The sequence below is a fragment of the Flavobacterium omnivorum genome (assembly GCF_900099915.1).
In the GTDB taxonomy this organism is placed as follows: Bacteria; Bacteroidota; Bacteroidia; order Flavobacteriales; family Flavobacteriaceae; genus Flavobacterium; species Flavobacterium omnivorum.
In genome coordinates, this window is record NZ_FNDB01000004.1 from 118170 (window position 1) to 139841 (window position 21672).

At 33.4% G+C, this 21672-nt stretch carries 19 protein-coding genes; 5 read left to right on the top strand and 14 right to left on the bottom strand.

What is annotated here, in order from left to right:
* The first annotated feature begins 7 nt into the window (after nt 1–7).
* On the top strand, nt 8–682 hold the full coding sequence (locus tag BLS90_RS05800) for an HAD family hydrolase (protein WP_091256347.1): 675 nt from the start codon (nt 8–10) through the stop codon (nt 680–682).
* Nucleotides 683–735: 53 nt separating this feature from the next.
* On the top strand, nt 736–1581 hold the full coding sequence (locus BLS90_RS05805; RefSeq protein ID WP_091256349.1) for a DUF2911 domain-containing protein: 846 nt from the start codon (nt 736–738) through the stop codon (nt 1579–1581).
* Between the two features lie 401 nt (nt 1582–1982).
* Here the strand turns inward: BLS90_RS05805 and BLS90_RS05810 are convergent, their stop codons facing one another.
* The 12 genes from BLS90_RS05810 to BLS90_RS05865 form a co-directional block, all read right to left on the bottom strand.
* Nucleotides 1983–3707 (bottom strand): sodium:solute symporter, encoded by a 1725-nt coding sequence (locus BLS90_RS05810; RefSeq protein ID WP_091256351.1) that lies wholly within the window; start codon nt 3705–3707, stop codon nt 1983–1985.
* Between the two features lie 122 nt (nt 3708–3829).
* Nucleotides 3830–6361 (bottom strand): PIG-L family deacetylase, encoded by a 2532-nt coding sequence (locus BLS90_RS05815; protein WP_091256354.1) that lies wholly within the window; start codon nt 6359–6361, stop codon nt 3830–3832.
* Nucleotides 6362–6522: 161 nt separating this feature from the next.
* Nucleotides 6523–7065 carry a hypothetical protein gene (locus BLS90_RS05820; RefSeq protein WP_091256356.1) on the bottom strand — a complete coding sequence of 181 codons (543 nt, stop codon included), beginning with the start codon at nt 7063–7065 and terminating at the stop codon, nt 6523–6525.
* 179 nt (nt 7066–7244) lie between these two features.
* Nucleotides 7245–7727, bottom strand: coding sequence for a hypothetical protein (locus BLS90_RS05825; protein WP_091256358.1), 483 nt, complete (start codon nt 7725–7727; stop codon nt 7245–7247).
* Between the two features lie 160 nt (nt 7728–7887).
* Nucleotides 7888–8205 carry a hypothetical protein gene (locus tag BLS90_RS05830; protein WP_073354026.1) on the bottom strand — a complete coding sequence of 106 codons (318 nt, stop codon included), beginning with the start codon at nt 8203–8205 and terminating at the stop codon, nt 7888–7890.
* A gap of 190 nt (nt 8206–8395) precedes the next feature.
* The gene (locus tag BLS90_RS05835; protein ID WP_091256788.1) at nt 8396–10216 is read right to left on the bottom strand and encodes a BamA/TamA family outer membrane protein; all 1821 of its coding nucleotides are present in this window, start codon (nt 10214–10216) and stop codon (nt 8396–8398) included.
* Nucleotides 10217–10321: 105 nt separating this feature from the next.
* Nucleotides 10322–11521, bottom strand: coding sequence for an AI-2E family transporter (locus BLS90_RS05840; RefSeq protein ID WP_091256360.1), 1200 nt, complete (start codon nt 11519–11521; stop codon nt 10322–10324).
* Nucleotides 11522–11913: 392 nt separating this feature from the next.
* Nucleotides 11914–12444 (bottom strand): mechanosensitive ion channel domain-containing protein, encoded by a 531-nt coding sequence (locus tag BLS90_RS05845; protein WP_091256790.1) that lies wholly within the window; start codon nt 12442–12444, stop codon nt 11914–11916.
* Between the two features lie 14 nt (nt 12445–12458).
* Nucleotides 12459–13043, bottom strand: coding sequence for a Maf-like protein (locus BLS90_RS05850; protein ID WP_091256362.1), 585 nt, complete (start codon nt 13041–13043; stop codon nt 12459–12461).
* A complete protein-coding gene (locus tag BLS90_RS05855; RefSeq protein WP_091256792.1) occupies nt 13036–13956 on the bottom strand; it encodes a geranylgeranylglycerol-phosphate geranylgeranyltransferase in 921 nt (306 codons plus the stop codon). The genes BLS90_RS05850 and BLS90_RS05855 overlap by 8 nt, the downstream gene beginning before the upstream one ends.
* 69 nt (nt 13957–14025) lie before the next feature.
* Nucleotides 14026–14553 (bottom strand): KdsC family phosphatase, encoded by a 528-nt coding sequence (locus BLS90_RS05860; protein WP_091256365.1) that lies wholly within the window; start codon nt 14551–14553, stop codon nt 14026–14028.
* Nucleotides 14537–15310 carry a Rossmann-like and DUF2520 domain-containing protein gene (locus BLS90_RS05865; protein WP_091256367.1) on the bottom strand — a complete coding sequence of 258 codons (774 nt, stop codon included), beginning with the start codon at nt 15308–15310 and terminating at the stop codon, nt 14537–14539. Before BLS90_RS05865 ends, BLS90_RS05860 begins: the two co-directional genes overlap by 17 nt.
* Before the next feature lie 200 nt (nt 15311–15510).
* Between BLS90_RS05865 and ccsA the strand changes: the two genes are divergently transcribed.
* Nucleotides 15511–18717 carry a cytochrome c biogenesis protein CcsA gene (gene ccsA, locus BLS90_RS05870; RefSeq protein WP_091256368.1) on the top strand — a complete coding sequence of 1069 codons (3207 nt, stop codon included), beginning with the start codon at nt 15511–15513 and terminating at the stop codon, nt 18715–18717.
* Nucleotides 18718–18794: 77 nt separating this feature from the next.
* Here the strand turns inward: ccsA and BLS90_RS05875 are convergent, their stop codons facing one another.
* Entirely contained in the window at nt 18795–19580 is a 786-nt protein-coding gene (locus BLS90_RS05875; protein ID WP_091256371.1) for an anti-sigma factor, read from the bottom strand.
* Nucleotides 19580–20110 carry an RNA polymerase sigma factor gene (locus tag BLS90_RS05880; protein ID WP_073354043.1) on the bottom strand — a complete coding sequence of 177 codons (531 nt, stop codon included), beginning with the start codon at nt 20108–20110 and terminating at the stop codon, nt 19580–19582. Before BLS90_RS05880 ends, BLS90_RS05875 begins: the two co-directional genes overlap by 1 nt.
* Nucleotides 20111–20340: 230 nt before the next feature.
* Here BLS90_RS05880 and BLS90_RS05885 point away from each other — a divergent pair, with 230 nt between their 5' ends.
* Both BLS90_RS05885 and BLS90_RS05890 read left to right on the top strand, forming a co-directional pair.
* Nucleotides 20341–20994 (top strand): DUF4331 family protein, encoded by a 654-nt coding sequence (locus BLS90_RS05885; RefSeq protein WP_091256374.1) that lies wholly within the window; start codon nt 20341–20343, stop codon nt 20992–20994.
* Nucleotides 20995–21058: 64 nt separating this feature from the next.
* Complete coding sequence (locus BLS90_RS05890; protein WP_091256376.1) at nt 21059–21613, top strand: DUF4331 family protein; 555 nt, start codon at nt 21059–21061, stop codon at nt 21611–21613.
* The last annotated feature ends 59 nt before the right edge of the window (nt 21614–21672 follow it).

The following is a 21672-nucleotide window of genomic DNA, read 5'->3' on the forward strand; positions in this document are numbered from 1 at the left end:
ATTACAAATGATACAAACCGTAATTTTTGACATGGATGGTGTAATAGTTGATACTGAACCCGTACACCGTTATGCTTATTTCAAACAATTCGACGAATTGAATATCGCAGTTACTGAGGAAATGTACACTTCATTTACCGGTTTTTCTACTCGAAATACGTTTCAGAAATTGAAGGAAGTTTTTGTAATTGATCAAGACGTTGAAGATTTGATCCAAAGAAAACGAACTATTTTCAATGATGCTTTTGATAGTAAAGCCGATTTGGAATTATTAGAAGGTGTTGAAAATCTAATTAAAGATTTACATCAAAACGGAATGCAATTGATCTTGGCGTCTTCGGCATCCAAAGTTACTATCGAACGCGTTTTTCGTCGGTTTAAGTTGCATAATTATTTTACACATTTAGTTAGCGGAGAGGATTTTCCTAAATCAAAGCCACATCCTGCAATTTTTGTGCATGCTGCCAGTTTATCTATCGCTTCAAAAGAGAACTGTATCGTTATTGAAGATAGCACTAATGGAATAAAAGCAGCGAAAGCAGCAGGAATTTTTTGTATTGGATACAACAGTATTCATTCAGAAGCACAAAATTTATCCGAAGCCGATGTTGTAATTAATCATTTCAATGAATTAGACTTCAATAAGGTACAGAATATACAGGCTAAATTAAGAAATAATTAACAATTAGGAGTAACTGAATTTGTAAATTTGAAAATCATATAAAACAGAAATCTATGAAAAAAATACTTATTGTGTTTGCTATTATAATAGCAAATTTCACCATTGAGGCACAAGTGAAAACACCTCAATCCAGTCCAAAAGCGACAATTATGCAAGCTGTTGGTTTGACTGATGTCGAAATTGTTTATTCAAGACCAAGCGCAAGAGGAAGAGCGGTATTTGGTAATTTGATTCCATTTGATAAAATATGGAGAACGGGAGCCAATGAAAATACAACAATATCCTTTAGTGATGATGTAGTGATTAGCGGTAAAACATTGAAAAAAGGAAAATATTCGTTGTATACTATTCCGAAAATTGAAAGTTGGGAAATAATTTTCTATAAAACTACGGATAACTGGGGTAATCCAGAAGAGTGGAAAGAAGAAAATGTAGCCCTTAGAGCCACAGTAAAACCGGAAACTTTAAACAAAAGTATCGAAACATTCTCAATTGGAATTAGTGGTTTAGATAATAATTTTGCCTTTTTAGAAATGTACTGGGAAAACTCGTATGCAGCGGTGAAATTTGAAGTACCTACGCAACAAAAAGCAATTGCTAACATCGAAAAAGTATTAGCTGGACCAGCTGCTGGAGATTATTTTTCTGCTGCTCAGTTCTTGTTTCAATCCAATGGTGATAATGCAAAAGCATTGGTTTATGTAAACAAAGCACTAGATATGTCTAAAGACAAACCTTTTTGGTTCAACAGATTAAAATCTTTGATTCAAGCCAAATTAGGAGATAAAAAAGGAGCAATTGAAACAGCTAAAGCATCACTTGCAGCAGCTGAAATTGCTAAAAATCAGGATTACGTAAAGATGAATAAAGATAGTATCGCAGAGTGGAGTAAAAACTAATTCACTCCATTTTAATGTAAAATCCCGTCTCGGTAATTATCGAGATGGGATTTTTTTTTGCATTTCATTTAGGTTTTTAATATCTATTCGCAGATTATATTTGGATTATAGTTACATTTAAAGCGAGAGGAAACAACCGCAGATTCGCAGATTTGTTGTTTTCTGTTTATTTTTTGATATTGAAGAAACAACCGCAGATTCGCTGCTTATATTTGGATTACAAAGAATTGTAAACGGATAATAAACAACCGCAATTTAGCAAATTTGTTGTTTTGTATGTATTAGGTTGATGAAGTAAAAAATAGCCAAAAATTCGCAATTTTAATAATCTGCGAATCTGCGGTCAATTAATCATAACAACTATTTTTCACTTATTTATTTGAAAAATAAACGATTTTACCTTAGGCTACAACTACTTTTTGATTTCTAAAAATGGTCCACTGCAACAGCAACGAAATTACAATCGTCAGCATTGCTCCAATGAAATTAAGCCATAAATATCCTAGTTTTTCTTCACCGCTCGGGAAGATATAAATAGCATAATAATAAATGATAAAAATAGTAATTTGACTTAGTACGGCACTGTAAAATATAGCTTTAGACTGCACTTGCTTTATGTAAAAACCAACCAAGAAAATTCCCAATACTGTTCCGTAAAATATGGATCCAATAATGTTGACCAACTGAATTAAATTTTCAAACAGCGTTCCTATACAAGCAAAAAGGATCGCAATAATACCCCATAATAAAGTAAAAAATTTAGTAGCATAGAGGTAATGCCTTTCTGATTTTTCTCCTTTTATATTGCGTTTGTAAATATCAATTGCGGTAGTCGATGCTAATGCATTTAACCCTGAAGCAGTAGAGGACATGGCTGCTGAAATAATTACTGCTAACAATAAACCAATAAGTCCTTTGGGTAAATAATTAAGGATAAAGTGAAAAAAAACATAATCTTTATCGTTCGTTTCACTGTTGCTATCAGCTTTCAGTATTATTTCTTTAGCTCGATCTCGTAAATCTTTTTCTTTATTGGACAAAGCCACTAATTCCTTTCGAAGAATTGGATTGTCATAATCTTGATTCAGTTGATCAATATATAACAGGTTAATCACTTTCTTATCTTCGGATAAATCGTCTAATTTTTGCTCCAACGCATTATACTCGCCTTTGTATGCTGATTTTTCAATCATGGCTTTGTTGTTTGGATTAAAATTCAACGGGACAGGATTGAATTGAAAAAAAACAAAAACCATAACTCCGGTTAATAAAATGAAGAATTGCATTGGTACTTTTAAAAAACCATTCATAATGAGTCCCATTTGACTTTCTCTAACAGATCTTCCTGATAAATAACGTCCAACTTGTGATTGGTCAGTTCCAAAATAAGCTAATGCCAAGAAGAAACCTCCTGTTATTCCGCTCCAAAAAGTATATTTTTCTTCTGGATCAAACGAAAAATTGACAATATTCATTTTATCATTTGCACCAGCAATATGCAACGCACTGGTAAAAGTCATATCATTAGGCAAATAATGCAATATCAGAAAAAAGGTGATGAACATTCCAGACATAATAACAAACATTTGCTGTTTTTGAGTCACGTTAACCGCTTTTGTTCCTCCAGAAAAGGTATAAATGATAACCAATACACCAATAACAATATTCATGTAGGTAAGATTCCAGCCCAAGATTGCAGATAAAATAATCGCGGGTGCATAAATGGTCAATCCCGTTCCAAGCCCTCTTTGGAACAAGAAAAGGATGGCCGCTAGGGAGCGTGTTTTTAAATCAAATCTTTTTTCTAAGTATTCATAAGCCGTATAGACTTTGTATTTGTGGTACAAAGGAATAAACGTAACGCAAATAACGACCATTGCAATAGGCAGTCCAAAGTAGAATTGTACAAAACCCATTCCGTCGTGGTAAGCTTGTCCGGGAGTTGAAAGAAACGTAATGGCACTGGCTTGTGTAGCCATTACAGAAAGACCCACAACATGCCAAGGGGTTTCATTATTACCCAAAATAAAATCTTCTACATTTTTACTTCCTTTGGTCTTCCAAGCACCATAAATTACGATAAATAATAGAGTAACAATGAGTATAACCCAATCAAATAATTGCATAATCTAGGAGTATAATTTCATAATAAGACAAAAGATCAAAATATAAATGGCATTGGCCACGAGTACCCAGGTATAGTTTTTCTTCCAGGTCTTTATTTTTTTTGTTTCCATTTTATTTCGGATTAGGGCTTGATTTTTTGAGTAGCAATGGTTGGTGTACTTTTCAGGGAAATAATATTTGAAATTAATTTGTAAGCTCCGGTAACTCCTTCCGGTAATTCTCTAAAAAAACTTAAACCAGTATAAATATAGTACCCTTTTCCATAAGGAGCAATTAGCAAAGCTCCATTTTTTGGAGTTTCACCCTTATCATTTGAAGATAAAATAGGAGTAAAGGCTTTATCGTACTCACTTGGGTAATACAACCCTTGCTCTTGTTTCCATCCCTCAAAATCGGTAGAAGTTATTTTGTTTGGAACATTCAAAACGGGATGGTTTGGAGCTAAAAACCGAACTTCGGCATCTTCTTCAGTTACACGATCGCTGGACAGTTTCAAGGGATACGGGGCTATACTTCCAGTTACAAGATCTCCTGCTGTATTGTATTGAACGAGCATCGTTTTTCCTGCTTTAACGAAATCAAAAAGTATCGTTTGCTTATTTGCTAATGCCGCTAACGTATTGTAAGCACGAACTCCTGTCATGATCACATCAAAATTCTCTAATTTTTCAGGTGTAATTTCTTCGGGTTTAATTAACGTAACGGTGTAGCCTATTTGAGTCAGGCTACCTGGAACTTCATCTCCTGCACCCATAATGTAACCAATTCGTTCGTTATTTGTCTTTAAATCCGTTTTGATGAGTTTAGCTTCCGATGATTTCAAAACTTGTTGTTTGGTAATGTGATCGTAATTAATTATCACTTGTTCTTTGTCAAATCGTTTGTTGCCAATAAATGCAACACTTTTGGCAACAGCCTCTTCTGACTTATTTGGTGCTGTTACTTCAAAATAAACAATTTGCTCTGTTCCTTTTTTATCGATACTAAAAGGAATAGTTTTTGGGGTTACATGCCAGTTTTGAGGAAGTTCCAATTGTAGATTTCCTTTTATATCATCTTTTCCAGCTTTGATTTGTACGCCTACGTATTTAATTTTTGTGTCTTTAAAAAGTAATACTTTATCTAAAATAGAAGTCGTTACTTCAGGAACAATATCCAGGTAATTATAGACTTCACCTTTTACATCATCATTGTATTTATAAATTACGGTTCGCTCAAATGGAATTTCTATTTCGTTGATTTGAATCGTAAATACTACTTTAACGTCCCGAATAATATCGGGAATTCCTATGCTTTGCTGTTGCTTTACTGCATACATACCATCGGTTCCCTTTTCTTCTAACCAGTAAGGCTGTGTGTAGTTAATCGACTCGGGCAATTTTAAATCTAGGGATAGGTTGTTTATAATATTATTTTTTAAAGCTAAATTTTTTGTTGTTTTTACCTGTTCTGGCAAAGTAGTGATACTAAGTAATTCAATAGATGCAGCACTTCTATTAATAGCTTCGAGCTTCAGTTTTACAGTGCTTCCTGGAGTAGCTTCTTGATTTTGGGCAACAGCTTCAAGAAATAAACCGGAACAGGCCGCTATGATTTCTTTTACTTCGAATAATTTTATGGGTGTCCACAAATTTTCGTCCAAACCTTTGATCATAGAATAGGCTTTCGCCAAATTTGGAATACTAGCCGATGGATTATTATGGTCAAAATCAGCTATAATGGCACTCAATAGTACGCCGACTGCTTTTCCTCCTTTTACACGGTTCCAAGTGGTATCAATTCCTTCAAAAAGAGATTTTTTTTCTTGTAAAGCATCGCCATTTATGAATTCCAGATATTCTGTTTCTTCCCCTCTAGCACCAGTGCTTCCAAAGCCTTGCGATTGATGGCGACTGCGACTTAAAGCTGCTATTTCCTGATTGGACTTTCCAAGATCAGAATAATAAACGCCAGTTTGGATTGCAATTAAGTTGCTTTTATCAGCAGCATTAAATTTTTCGATAGTTCCATAAAACCACCAAGAGGTATTAAAAAATTGACGTTTGGTTTGCCAAGGCTGAACAAATTTTAATTGTTCAGGAAAAATAGTTGGATTATTGGCTAAGTCAAAACTCTCTACACTTAACATGGCAGAGGCTGTATGATGTCCGTGCGTAGTTCCGGGAGATCTATGATCAAATCGATTTACAATTACATCGGGTTGAAATTTTCGTATGGCCCAAACTACATCAGCAAGTACTTTTTCTTTATCCCAAATTTTTAATGTTTCTGTTGGATTTTTGGAAAAACCAAAATCATTGGCACGCGAAAAAAACTGTTCTCCACCATCAATTTTTCGAGCTTCGATAAGTTCTTGGGTTCTAATGACGCCTAATAATTCTCTTAATTGTGTACCTATCAAGTTCTGTCCACCATCACCGCGTGTCAAAGATAAGTAACCAGTTCTGGCCTTTTGCTCATTTGATAAATAAGAGATTAAACGGGTGTTTTCATCATCTGGATGAGCGGCTATGTACAATACAGAGCCTAAGAAATTTAGTTTTTGAATTTGATTATAAATTTCAACAGCATTAGGTTTTTTTGGATTTTGTGCAATCGTTATTTGATAACAAAAAAGCAATGCTATAAGAGCTAAAAGGTTTTTTTTTTGCATTTTTTTTAATTTAATTTGCAATAGCTTCAAATGTAGGTATTAAATGTTTTTTCCTGAAATGTTTTTTACATTCTTTAAATATAAATTTGGCTTAATAAAAAAAGAGAGAAAACTAACTCTAGTTTTCTCTCTTTTTATTTTTTACTACTGTTGATTAGGAATTAGTCTCTGTCTCTTCCATGCCCGCGTCCGTGATCATTTCCTTTTCCATGTCCCTTATTTCCTTTTTCTCTATCGTTTCCGTAATGTCTATTATCCCTGTGGTCATCAGATTGTCTACGGTAATTATTTCTTCGATCATTAACATATACTTTTCGATTACCGTTGTATCCTATGTTTCTTTGTTCTCTACCATGATATCCTTTATAATATTTTACTTTATGATTTCTAAAATTGTTATAAGGTCTAGAACCATGATAATCATTAAGTACTACTTTGTAACCACCGTACAAATCATAGTTTCTATATTGACCAGGAAGGTATCTTGAGCGTATCCATCTTCCGCTACCAAAATAAATAAATTGTGTAGCTCTCACATCATAGTAGGCTTCAACATCTGGAAGGTAATAGTATTCTGCTTCGGCATATCCTACTGGACCCCACGAAGGCGCTCTGCCAATATTTACGTTTACTGAAACTTGTGCGTGTATTGTACTTGATGCAAATAGGATAATTCCTAAGGCGATTAGTTTTAATGCTTTCATCTTTTCTTAATTTAATTCTGAAATAATTGTATAGAAATGTGTTTTTGATATATCTTTCTAAACTTTTTCAACAACTGTGCCAAAACAAAAAAATTAACATTTAATTAAGGATTTAAGTCCTGCAAAAAAAAGAGAGTTTCCGTATTGAAACTCTCTTTTACTAATAATAGCGATCCGTATTAATGCTTTCCATTTCCATGACCATTATTTCCTTTTCCACCTTTATTTCCATTGCCTTTATTTCCATTGCTTTTGTAGACTTTGCTATTACGATTTTGATGAGATCCAATTGATTTTTGAGGTTTTCCTTTGTATCCTTTGTAATATTTTACTTTATGATTTTTAAAGTTACTATAAGGTCTTGAGCCATGATAATCATTAAGCACTACTTTATATCCATTGTATAAATTGTAATTTCTATATTGAGTGGGAAGGTTTCTGGAACGTATCCATTGTCCTCTACCAAAATAAATAAATTGGGTATTTCTAATATCATAATAGGCTTCAACATCAGGTAAGTAATAGTAGTCTACTGCAGAATATCCTACTGGACCCCAAGCTGGAGGACTACCGATGTTTACGTTTACTGAAACTTGTGCTTGTATAGCGTTAGTACCTACTAAAAAAACTATAGCGAATACGATTAATTTTAATGTTTTCATGTTTTTCAAATTTTATTTAATAATTATTTTCTTAATCTCTATCTTATTCAATATAGCCAACAACTATGCCATTAATAAAAAACAACATATACGATTCGTTGTAATAAAAAAAAGGAAACGAACAATCGTTTCCTTTTTTAACTTTTTATTTTTAAGTTGTTTATAACAAAAGAATCAACAAAAGAATAACAATAATGATAGCTCCTACAGACAAATAAACTCCGTTTCCTGTAGATCTCAATTCAGTTTTGATAGCACGAACTTCTTTACGTAATTCTTTTTTCTCTGCTGAATTCAAAGAAGATTTGTCCATTGCTTTTATTTCGTCAAGACGATTAAGCAATACTTTAACTTCTGCTGGCACTTCTTTTGGAGTATTAGCAATTGCTGTTGGGTTTTTTTCAGCTGCTAACATTTGAGTAGGAACAACACTTAATGACAATACCATCATCATTAAATAAAAGGTAACTTTTTTCATTTCTTTTGGTTTTAGTTATGAATAATTATAGTATAAAAGTAAACAATAATACTTTATAAAAACTTATACAATTATGGTATTTAATTATAAAATTCACGCTTTGCAGTTTTGATTTCTATTTTTAATGATTTGAAAAGTAATGCGTTACCTGTTTTAATTTTTATAAGAGACAAATAGATTTGTATTTCGATCATCTATAGATTACAGTCCGAGGTTTTGCAAGTTCAAAATCTTGAAAACCAAAATCAGTTGTCTCAAAAGAATTTGTTTTGAAAATGTTTTCTCCATTTCCAGGAATGGATGGATAATAGGAGAGTGATATTTGAAAGGCGCTAAACACTAAAAAATCATTATTTATGATTAGTCCAATACCAATTTTCGAATAGGCCCTACTTTCCGTTAATCCTTTTTTAGCATTTCCTAACATGGCAACAGAATAATTAAAATAAGGATTTAGTCGGAAACCCCAAAGATTCCAAGGGCTGTAAAATTGCGTCTGCAAGGTAAGTATAGCTTTTTCAGTTCCATATTCAGCTATTCTAAAGCCATTTAGGCCGTAATTTTCATTAATCGAAAGTTGATCTCCAATGGCATCTACCCGGTTGGAACCAATCACCAGCTGCGGTTTAATGAACTGACGTAGTTTCCATTTTCCAAGTTGCATTAAATTCGTAAAATAGTTGGCCTGAAATGAAAATGCGGTTTGTTTGGTTGTTGATTTCTCAAAAAAAGTGCCTAATTCAAAATTAGCACTTAAAAACCCCCATTTGTAGAAATTTCCAAATGCAGCGCGACCGCCCAAATAATAACGTCCAGCGCTATTTTTATGTTGATAACCCGTTGTTATGCCATATATTTTTCCGATAGGTACATCTTCAATAATTCCATTTTGGAAAATATAGCGGTCTCTGATAAATTTTCGAGATGAAATACCGATGCCTATTAATGCCAGTTTCTCATTAGAATAAAAATCACTACGATCATAATCAAAAATTGGGCTTTCCAAATAATGCAGATGCAAAAATCGACCGGCTGTAATCAGATTTGTTGTTCGCTCCCTTTCCGTATTTCCTTTAAAAATTCTAAAAGATCTTCCGGCCCAAAAATCATGGGTATTATATTTAAAGTTCTGATAAGCAAATACTAAATTGGAGTCGGGTAGAGTGTCTTTTCTAAATTGTTGGTCTAAATAGATTCCACCAGCCCATTTTGTCAAAGGCGAGTAGAATGGGCGATCAATAGTGATGCTTTTCCCATAATATCCTTCTAGATCAATGTTATAACTAACTTTTGTATTAATAAACGTATTTTTTATATTGGGTACTCTATAAGAAACGGTGTAAGCACTTTTGCCATCACTGAATCTATTCCTGAATTTATTTTCAAACTGATGACCAGATCCTAAGAAATTGCGGTCATTTAGCTCAAAACTAGCTCTGGAACCAGAGAGAGAACCTTTAGGAACAAGACTCCAAGAATCTAAAACCCGAATCGATATGTCAACAGAATCCGAACTGTTGCCAATCAATTTTGGTGCAACATCGACGCGATTAATAAAACGTTGCGTTCTAATTAAACGCTCGGATTCTCTTACTAATAACGAATCAAATGGGGTGTTTTTTTTGATGAGTAATAAATTGAGTATGGCGAGCCGGTTTGTTTTGATGTGAATTTTATTCCCGTTTCTTTCTGCCCAATTTTTTGGTTTTTTTAAAGTATCAATTTCAGAATATCCGAAGGGATCAAGAGTTACAATAGAGATTTTTCTAATAATTTTTCCTTCAAAGAGGGCGTATTTTTTTTGAACTTCTTTTATTCCTTCCTTTTTTATCACTGGTGATCTAAATACTAGCTTATGCATCAAACGTGTAAACTTATTCTTCTTGGAATAATTTTTAATATTTGTATAAACGCCGGATGAATCTTTCTTTGTCGCTGTTTCTTGTGCTACAGAAGTCTGAAAACAACTGAACAATACAAGAAGCAAAATCAGATTTATTTTTTTTAACATTGTTTGGCCATCAACTGAAAAAAATGATTCAGCAATCTTAAGAAAATTTATTATCAATTGCATTGAGAATTTAAAATAAAATAAAATTTTAAGCTATTTTTTATATTATCCATCAGTTTGATTACTCGAGTTTTCAGTGGTGGTTTCCGTAAACACGGGTAAAGGAAGATCCGTCTTAATTGTGTTTTTTTCAGGTGGCGCTTCTGAATCAAAAAGAGGTAATTTAATTTTTCGCCAAGTGTAAGTTTTAGGTAAATGATCTCCCATTAGATAGCCCCATGCTTCTAGAGACTCTACTCGGTCAAAAATCACTTTTAAAACGGCTAGAATTGGAAGTGCTAAGAACATACCGGAAATTCCAGCTATTGCTCCACCAATGATGATTCCTATAATCGAAACGAACGCATTTATTTCGACTTTAGAACTTACAATCATTGGCACAATAATGTTATTATCTATTAATTGAACTACTATAGTAATCACTATGACCCCTATAATTATCGATATATCCGGTGAACCAGTTAGCGAAGCAACGATGCTTAATAGTCCCGCAAAAAGAATTCCTATATAAGGAATCAGGTTTAGAATTCCTGTAACAATTCCCAATAAAATAGCATATTTAACTCCGATCAGCATAAAACCAAAAGTTGTCATTGCTGAAATTAAAATCATTTCAATAATTAATCCTACAATGTAGCTGTTGATTGCAACCCTAATGTTGGTTAGTATGTTTTTTAGTTGCTCATGGTTTTCTTTTTTAACTAATTTGGATAAAAACAGCAAAAAATGGGTTCTGTATAAAAGGATTAAAAAAGTATAGATGGGAATCAAAGTAAGGTTTACCAAAGTGTCCGTAAACGACATTAATGTTGTACCAATTATTTCTTTTCCTTTTTCCATGGAGTCTTCAGTAGCTGTATCAATATATTGTTTTTGTTCTCTGGAACTTAAGTGAAAATTATCTCTTACAAATCCTTGTATATTTCTAAGATGAATGTTTATGTTTCTTTCAATTTTATCAAAATCATCTGCAAAATCACTAACTTGGAAAGAAAGAAATACAAAAAGACCAATAAAAATTAAAACAAAAAATAGTACCGCAATCATTACTGCCAGCACATGTGGAAATCGAAGTTTTAACTTAAAAAACTGAACCATAGGATACAGTAAGATGGCAAATAGAAAGGACATCATTACTGGAATCAAGATGTTCTGACCAATATAGAAAATAAATACAATAGCAATTAATCCCAACAAAGTCAGCGACAATTTAGCATAAAAGGGAACTTTTAGGGTGTCATTCATATCTTCCAGATGTTGTGTTAAAAAGAACTAATATTGGACTACTTTCAACTGACAAATATGTGGCTTTATCAAAAGCAATGTATTATACATTTTTTGTCAATAGTTACATAATTATCACCTTTTAATCTTTAGTTTTCGTGCTTGATTACAAAGAAGGAGATAGCATTTCCGACTTCACAAGCGCTGTAAATAATGACTACAAATTGCTCAGAAAAACAATAGAAAAGATTTATTAAGTAGCAGTAAACCTCCTATAACATAGTATCGGACTTCCAATTTGTATCTGCTTTTTGTTGTAAATAATCAAAATTAAATTCTATCTGTTTTTATTTTAAAAATAATTTTAAATAGGTTTACTCTTTAAATCATTAGGTAAGCAATAAAGTTATGAATTAATCTACGTATTCTTTATCATTGAATTGTTTTTCTAATATAGATATACCTTTTTGCAAGAGAAGGTTGTTGGGATATATGATTGATTCTCCATCACTTGTTTTTAAGAAAACATGAAAAGCACCAATATCTTCTATTTCAGCCATAAAGGGAAAATCTTTATCGTGTATTTTGATGACATCACCAATTTTAAATGGAAATGAAAAGAACAAAATTACACCCGCTGTAATGTTGCTTAAAATAGACCATTGCGCAAACAAAGCCACACCTACAACAGTGGTAATGGACGATAGTGCTAGGATAAGATCTTTAGTTTGAACTCCCCAAATAATTATTAAAGCAATTATCACTAAAATATTGATCAATAAATGCAGGTATTTAATCACTAAATTCGTTCTATGCTCTAAAGTTTGGTTCGTCTTTGCATAACGACGAACTAATTTTGTAGCAACAATTCTTAAAAAAATAAGCAAAATTCCCAAAATTCCAGTGGCAATTAATTCCTTTGTGTATTCGTGTATAAATGACATTTCCATTCTTTAAATTAGACTAATTTACGTAAATATTCAAATACTTTATCAGTTGGCATTCCCATAACATTAGCATACGAACCTTCAATTTTTGCAACACCTATAAACCCAATCCATTCTTGAATGCCATACGCACCGGCTTTGTCATACGGTTTGTAATTTTCTAAGTAAAACCAAATCGATTCATCGCTTAACTCGTTGAAAGTGACTTTTGTAATTTCATACAATACATCTACTTTTTGATTGTTTTTAAAACAAACGGAAGTAATGACTTCATGAGTAGCATTCGATAATGATTTTAGGATTTCATAGGCATCTTGTTCATTTTTTGGTTTACCCAAAGCTTTATTGTTGTGCCAAACTATGGTGTCACAAGTGATCAGAATTTCGTGGGGCTGCAGTTCGCCTTCAAAAGCACTCGCTTTTAATTTGGCCAAATACGTAGTGATTTCATGTCCGTTTAACTCTGGTGGATAAATTTCTTCAATTTCTTTGAGTCGGATTTCAAAATCTAAATCTAAATCTTTAAAAAATTGTTGGCGTCTTGGCGATCCCGATGCTAAAATTAAGCGATATTTTTTTAATTGATTTCTAAGCATTATATTTTATATTTAAACTAATAACTACAACAGATAAAATTCCAAAAAACAAGATTAATTTCAAAAGTGAACTCAAGTTATGGAATTCTTTTTTAGATGTGGCCGTCCATATTTTTATGGTAAAAAACAGTAGAGGACCAACTACAAAAACCAACAAATAAACCGTTACAAACACCACTTCAATTAGGTATTTATTGATATAATACAGAATAAAGGAGAGCGGAATTAAACTTAATACACAAACTATTTTTGCAGTTTTTGATTTCCCTATTGCAATAGGTAACGTGTTCATTCCTTGGTTGTAATCGCCCTGTATATCTTCGATGTCTTTAACTATTTCTCTAAGCAAGTTAATCATAAAAGCAAATATAGCATAATCCAATAATATAGAAAAAAAGATTCTCATTTGTTGCGGTTTGTCTATTCCTGCAGCAGGATATAAATCAAAAAATCCAATAATAAGTACGCTAAAGGAAAGTAATAAGGCGACAATAATATTACCAATGAGCATCATTTGTTTCAAACTGCTGGCGTACAAATATAGTGCAGCTGCAATCAGAATGAAAAGAGAGGCAAAGCCTGGTTTTTGTATCATATTCGAAAGGTAAAAACCAATAAGCACGCCCGCAACAGTAACAATTCCGTATAAATTATATGCTTGATTTTCAGAAATACTTTTGCCTACAATTACGGAATTGGGATTATTATTATTATCAGTGTCTTGATCAAAAATATTATTGATAATGTAGCCACCGGCAGCAAGCAAAACCGTAGATAAGACCAAAAGCCAATACTGCCAATCGGTTAATGCCAAAGGAACGTTTTGAATTTTGAAAAATCCATACCGAAAAATAAGCTGCATAAAAGCCAGCATCAGTAAGTTTTGGTATCGGATAAGTTTTAGAAAGTTCATAAAAAGTTTATGAGTTGTGCGCGGATAATCAATAGTTTTATTTAAATCGAACATTAAAAAATCTACAATTTAATCGTGTTTTCCATCAAAATGAGCCATCCATTTCCCTTGCGCTTTCATCACTTGTTCAATCACATCGCGTGCAGCTCCTTTTCCTCCATTTTTGTGCGAAATATATTTTGAAATCGCTTTGATTTCAGGACTTGCATCTTGTGGACAAGTGGATAAACCCACTAATTTCATAACATGATAATCTGGAATATCATCGCCCATGTAGAGAACGTGTTCTGGATTTATTTGATAAATATCTGTATATTCGTCAAACGTTTCAACCTTGTCTGGCGTACCCAAATAAATATCTGTAATTCCAAGATTCCGCAATCGGACCCGAACCCCTTCATTGCTTCCCCCTGAAATAATGCACACATTATACCCACTTTCTACCGCCGCTTTCATGGCGTAACCATCACGAATATTCATAGTTCTAAGAATTTCACCTTCGTTAGTTACAAAAACAGAACTGTCTGTAAGAACGCCATCGACATCAAAAATAAAAGTAGTGATGTCATTCATTATTTCTTTATAACTTTTTGCCATTATGCTGTATAGATTGTGTTAGTATTTTATAAATATTGAGATGATTTTTATTTGATAAAAAAGCTTGATGGGCTTCAATAGTGACCGTATCATTGCGTTTTGCAGGGCCTGTTTGTGCATCCTGCGGCGAAAGTACCATTATTTTATTTGCTGTTTCAGTAATTAAAGGTTTTAAAGTACCAAACGGTACGTGATGCTCCTGACAAATTTCTTCCCCTATTTGATACAAATGATTCGTGAAATTATTGACAAATACGGCTGCAACATGTAAGGCTTTTCGTTGCTGGGAGTTAATGGCGAAAATAGAATCAGATATTGATTTAGCTACTTTAGATAGTAATTGAAAATCAGTTGCATTTTCGCTTTCTAAACAGATGGGAATAACAGTGAAATCGACTGGTTTGTTCTTCGTAAATGTTTGCAAAGGATAGAAAACTCCTTTTCGGTTTTCATCATTCAATGCGTTCAAGGGAACACTGCCAGAAGTATGTACCACCAATCTATTTTTGAAGGGAAACGCAGCGGCAACCAGTGAAATGGCATCATCTGAAACGGCAATAATATACAAATCGGCCTCCATTAAGGATTCCCATTCATTTGTGATTTTATCCAATTCCACTAAATGAGAAACTGTTGCGATTTGTCTGGAATAGACCTGCACCAATTTGACTTCCGTTCCTGAATTTGGACCGTTTTGAAATGCTGCAATCAAGTGCTGCGCCACATTTCCAGAACCGATAATTACTACTTTGACCATGGGACAAAATTAGGAAAAAAATATTAAGAGTTTTAGTCAAATTTTCCGTTGCTAAAACAGTGCTATTATCCCAAAAAAGAGAATATTTTTAGCTTTGTCTACCACACTTAATTTTGGATTAAATTAACAAATGTCCGAATATAGAAGTCAACATTTTTAAGTACTTTTGTGGCACTTTTACAAAACATAATCCCATAAAAATGGATAAAAAAATATTTTCTTTTTTGTTTTCAACTCGATTAATGGCTTTTCTTTTTATTGCTTACGCAGTAGCCATGGCAACCGGAACTTTTATCGAAAGTAAATACAACACCGATACCGCAAAAATTTTAATCTACAATGCATGGTGGTTTGAAGCCATTCACGTCTTTTTCTTAATCAATTTTATTGGAAATATTAAGCGTTACCAGCTGTTAAAAAAAGAAAAATGGGCTACTTTATTACTCCATTTATCTTTCATATTTATTATTACTGGTGCGTTTGTAACTCGTTATATTAGCTATGAAGGAATGATGCCCATTCGCGAAGGCGCAGCTGAAAATCAAATTTTTTCAGATAAAACCTTTTTAACTGTTTTTGTAGATGGTGAATATAAGGGCGAAATGAAACGCAGGGTTTTTGAAAAGAAAGTATTGCTTTCCCCAGCGACAAATAATAGTTTTAGTATTTCCGAAAAATTTGCTGATACACCATTTAAAGTAGAATATGAAAACTTCATCATGGGAGCTAAAGAATATATAAAACCCGATCCAAATGGAATTGTATATTTAAAAATAGTGGAAGCGGGAGATGGCGGTCGTCACGAGCATTTCTTGAAAGAAGGCGAAGTGCAAAATATTCATAATGTATTATTTTCATTAAATAAATATACGGATGGTGCCATAAACATTACTACCACAGGAAGTGCTTATACGATCCAAACCCCTTTTGAAGGGAACTTTATGAGGATGGCTGATAAACTGCAAGGCAAAGTCACAAAAGATGATGTACAGCCGCTAATGATGCGCTCTTTATACAGTATTGGCGAAATGCGTTTTGTATTTCCAGATCCAGCGGTTAAGGGCGTCGTAGATTATGAATCTGAAAATGATTTTAAAGCGAAAACTCATGAAGATGCATTGGTACTTAAGGTCAAAGCCGATGGACAAGAAAAAACAGTAACTATTTTAGGTTCTAAAGGTAAAATAGGGGATTCTAAAACAGTAAAGATTGGAAACATTGACTATACTTTTTTCTATGGAAGTAAAGCGTATATTTTGCCATTTAAGATAAAACTAAATGACTTTATTGCACAAAAATATCCTGGAACAGAGAAAAGTTATTCCTCGTTTGAAAGTAAAGTTACCGTTCAAGACAAAGAACCTTTTGATGCCAGAATATTTATGAATAACGTTTTGGATCATGATGGATATCGTTTTTTTCAATCAGGATTTGATCCAGATGAAAAAGGGACAATTCTATCTGTAAATCATGATTTTTGGGGAACAGCGCTAACTTATGCCGGTTATTTTATGTTGTATTTTGCCATGATGGCCATTATGTTTACTAAATATTCTCGTTTCGCAGATATCAAACGCAAGCTGGAAGTGGTTAAAACTAAGAAAGCTAAATTGTTGACCATTTTAGTTTTTATGTTCAGTTTCAATAGTTTCGCACAAGAACAGGAACATGACCACGCGGATCACGAAGGACATGCGCATACGGAAGCTGAAGCAGCACCTGCAACACACTCAAACCACATTAAAGAAGTTTTAAGTCAAGAGGAACTTAATTCTCTAATAACAAAATACAAAGTGCCAGAAGGACACGCAGCTAAATTTGGTAGACTTGTAATCCAAGATGGTGGTGGAAGAATGAAACCTATTAACACGTTTTCATCAGAGTTATTGCGTAAAGTGAGTCATGATGATTCTTATAAAGGAATGAATTCCGACCAGGTATTTTTGTCCATGACACAATACGCGAGTTACTGGATTGAAATTCCTATTATTTACATCAAAAGTGGGAATGATAGTATTCGTAAAATTATCGGAATTGATAAAGAGGCAAAATTCGCTCCTTTTGCCTCTTTCTTTGATAAAAAGGGAAATTATAAGCTTACTAAATATTTAGAAGAAGCCTTCAAAGCTGCTAATCCCAACCAGTTTGAAAAAGATTTTATAGAAACCGACAAGAAGGTCAATCTGATGGAATCTGCTTTGAGCGGACGAATCTTAAAGATTTTCCCAATACCTGAGGATAAAAATAACAAATGGGTTTCCTACTTAGAACTCAATGAATCTGGATTCAAAGGTATGGAAGCAACGTATACTAAAAATGTACTGCCTTTGTATTTCGGCTCGTTAGCGAATGCTTCAAGTACGAATGATTTCAAAACTGCTGATGAATTACTGGAAAGTATCAATGGTTTTCAAAAACGTTTTGGTAGCAAAGTGATGCCTAGCGAAGAAAAGATCACTTCGGAAGTCTTGTATAATAAATATGATGTGTTTAAAAAATTGCCGTATTGGTATATTTTCGCGTCTATTTTGATGTTGTTGTTTACCATTATGAACATCTTCAAGGAAAGAAAAGTATTGAATTACTTGGTTAATTTCATGCACATTGTCATTGTTGCATTGTTTGCCTTACACACCTTTGGATTAATCGCAAGATGGTATATTTCCGGTCACGCACCTTGGAGTAATGCGTATGAATCGATTATATATGTGGCTTGGGCAACGATGTTTTTTGGTTTAGCTTTCGATAGAAAATCGAAGCTTACCGTAGCTTCATCCGCATTTGTAACGGCTATGATTTTGGCAGCAGCCTACATGAACTGGATTGATCCTGAAATTGCAAATTTGCAACCTGTTCTAAATTCCTACTGGTTAATGATACACGTTGCAGTAATTGTGGCTAGTTATGGCCCCTTTGCTTTAGGATTTATTTTAGGAGCAGTTTCATTATTGTTGATTTTATTTACCAATGAAAAAAACAAAGCCAAAATGGATTTGAATATTCAGGAAATTACCTATATCAATGAATTAGCGTTAACAATTGGTTTAATTATGTTGACTATAGGAAACTTCCTTGGTGGACAATGGGCCAATGAAAGTTGGGGACGTTACTGGGGATGGGATCCAAAAGAAACTTGGGCATTGATCAGTATTATGGTGTATGCTTTTGTAATTCATGCTCGATTTGTTCCTTCCTTGCGAGGTAAATGGATTTTTAATTTGATGAGTATGTTTGCTTTTATATCCATTTTATTCACTTATTATGGGGTAAACTTTCACTTGGTAGGACTGCATTCGTATGCTAGCGGTGAAGCACATTCATTGAGCTGGATTTGGTATTCATTAGGAGGAATTGCTTTATTTGGAGCCGTTTCCTATCCTAAATATAAGAAGTATTACAAGAAATAAGTTGTAAATATTTTACATATAAAAAGGTTCAACTGTGAAGTTGAACCTTTTTTAAGTATTATAGAAAAAGAGTTTTTTTATACTTTTCCTAAAGTATATAATTGTTCCATTGTAGGAGTCAGACTTCCTCCTTTAGGCTCAAGTGTAATTCCAAATGCTTCAGCTTCATTAGCATTATTCACCGCAAATAATTTTTGTTCGTTCACATTGAAGTCTTCTAACAATCCAATACTGGTTGGAGTCAAAGGGCTTAATTTTAATGCCCAAACTTGATACACCATTCCTTCTGGTGGGTCCGGTAAACCAGCGGCATCAATATACACTACTTTAGTGTCTTGATTCCAATACACTTTAGCCGAAGATTCTGGAGCAACTGCTTGGCCGCCAAGGGCTACAACCGTGTTTTTAACATCTCTAACAACCGCTAAACTGGTTTCATTTGCCGTATTTTTCAATTTTAATACATTAAAATCTTTCTCTAATTTTGCTTTTTCAATTTCAGTAGTGGCGACCTGCGTTGAAGTCTGATTTAACTGGTTGTATTGGTAACCAATACCTACCAATAATAACACAGCTGCGGCCCAACCAATGTATTGAGACCTGTTTTTAGTAGGTTCTAATTGTATGACTTCAGCATGTTTCAGTTCTAATTTCTCTTTAATTTTCTCGAAAGTAGCTACCGAATGAAATGGTGAAAAGCTAGATGATAGCGACACAATTGATTTCTCAATAGCGATAATTTCAGCATTTATTTCCGGGTTGTTTTTTGCCATTGTGGCAACCTCCTCGCTTTCGGTTTCATTTAGTGAACCGTAAACATAAAGTTCCAGAATTCCTGATTCAATATATTCTTTTGTTTCCATTATACTTTCAAATAATTTCGTAGATCGTTAATACAGTTTCTATTTTGCGTTTTTACTGTCCCCAAAGGTATTGCCAATTCATCTGAAGCTTCTTGTTGGGTATACCCTTTAAAAAACAGTAAATCAATTATTTGAATACATTTTGGTTTCAGCCTTTTTACAAATTCCTGTAAACCTATAGTATCCATTTTTTCAGACAATTTAGAACTGTCTTCAAAGTGATTTACGAAATTATCAGTAGAAAGGTTTTTTTGACTGTTATTAAAGTTTTTAGAACGCAGTTTATCTATAGAGGTGTTTCTGGCAATATTGAGAATCCAAGTGTAGAATCTTCCTTTACTCTCATGGTAGGAATCAATGTTTTTCCAGATTTTTACAAACACCTCTTGAAGAACGTCTTCAGCTTCTTCTCTATTCTTTACAAGAACATTGACAACCGAAAAGAGACTTTTGGAATACATATCATATAAATGTGTAAATGCCCTTTCGTCTTTCTTATAAATTAGTACTAATAACTCTTCTTGACTCATATCTTATTGTTTTTGTTGTACAAACTTATACAATCTTATTTAAAAATACTCGATTTTATCGAATTCAAGACAGTAAATAAAATAAATTGAAAATAATTATATTTTTTTTAAGTATGTAAAGTATTGAATTGCAAATACTTAATAATTAAATTGATTTTTTTTTATGTTTTAGAAAACCAAATCGGAAACTATCCCGTAAATGACTGAATAACCTTTTAATTTAAAACAAAATGAAAAAAACAAAAATGATTTTAGGTCTATCGCTAGTGGCGATTTCGGGCTTAATTTTAGTAGCAGCGGATCACATTGATGCTCCCGCAACAATGTCAGGAGACGCAGGAGATATTACGGATGTATATGCTTTTCAAGGACAAAACACGAGTAATTTAGTATTTGCAGTAAACACTCAAGGCTTGTTGAGTCCTAATGCTACTGGCGCTGCTACATTTAAAGAAAATGTTATGGTAGAAATTAATATCGATAACAATGGGGACAATATTGAAGATTTAGTGATTCAAGCAATCAAGAGAGATGACAAGATGTATTTCTTTGGACCAGTAGCTCCAGGAACTACAGGAACAACAAGTACAATTAAAACGAGTGCTGCTTCAGGAAATGTTACTATTTCTCAATATGGTGCAACTGCTTTAACAGCGGAACAAAACGGAATGAAATTTTTTGCAGGACCAAGAGATGATCCTTTCTTTTTTGATTTAGGTCAATTCAAAGCAATTCTAGGAGGAACAGCTACAGGATTTAAAAATCCAGGTACAGACACATTTGCAGGAACTAATGTAATGTCAATTGTAGTAGAAGTTCCAAAAACAATGTTGGGTTCATCAAGCACAATAAATGTTTGGGCTGAAACTAAGAAAAAACAATAATTAATTTTATTAAAAAAAGTAAAAACATGAAATCGAAAATTACGATTTCTTAAATACAAACATCATGAGTAAAACAAATAAATTCAAAATTATAACAATCGCGCTAGTTGCTGCAGTTGTTTCAGTAAATTGTGATAATAACGATTCTAACGGCGATGCTACTGTAAGTCTTGATTTTTCAGGAACTTTTGTTCAGCAAGATCAAATGGCACGACCTGCAATCAATACGGTATTCGTTGCTTCAGGACAGCCTAAAGATGATTTTAATGCTGCTATTCCTTCGGCTATGGGAGCTAAATACCAATCTATTTTTCAATCTAGATTGTTAGCGTTGAATTCTGGATATACTACAAATGCCTTGGGTCAAACTGCTGCTCAGTTAACAGGTCTTTTGGCGACAGATGTATTAGGAGTATCTAAAACTGCACCAACCACTTTCTTTGATGGAACTAATGTATTAACCGGAAGAGCATTGGCAGATGACGTTATAGATGTTGAATTGCTATTGATTTTTGGTGGACCTACAGGTGGATCTAATCCAACTCTTACTAAAGATAATGTAAATTCAAATGATAAAGCATTTGGGACTTCTTTCCCGTACCTAGCTTCTGCTTGGTAATATTTATAAAAAAAAGCAGAGCGGGCATCCATTAGAACTATTCGTTCTGCTTTTCTTAA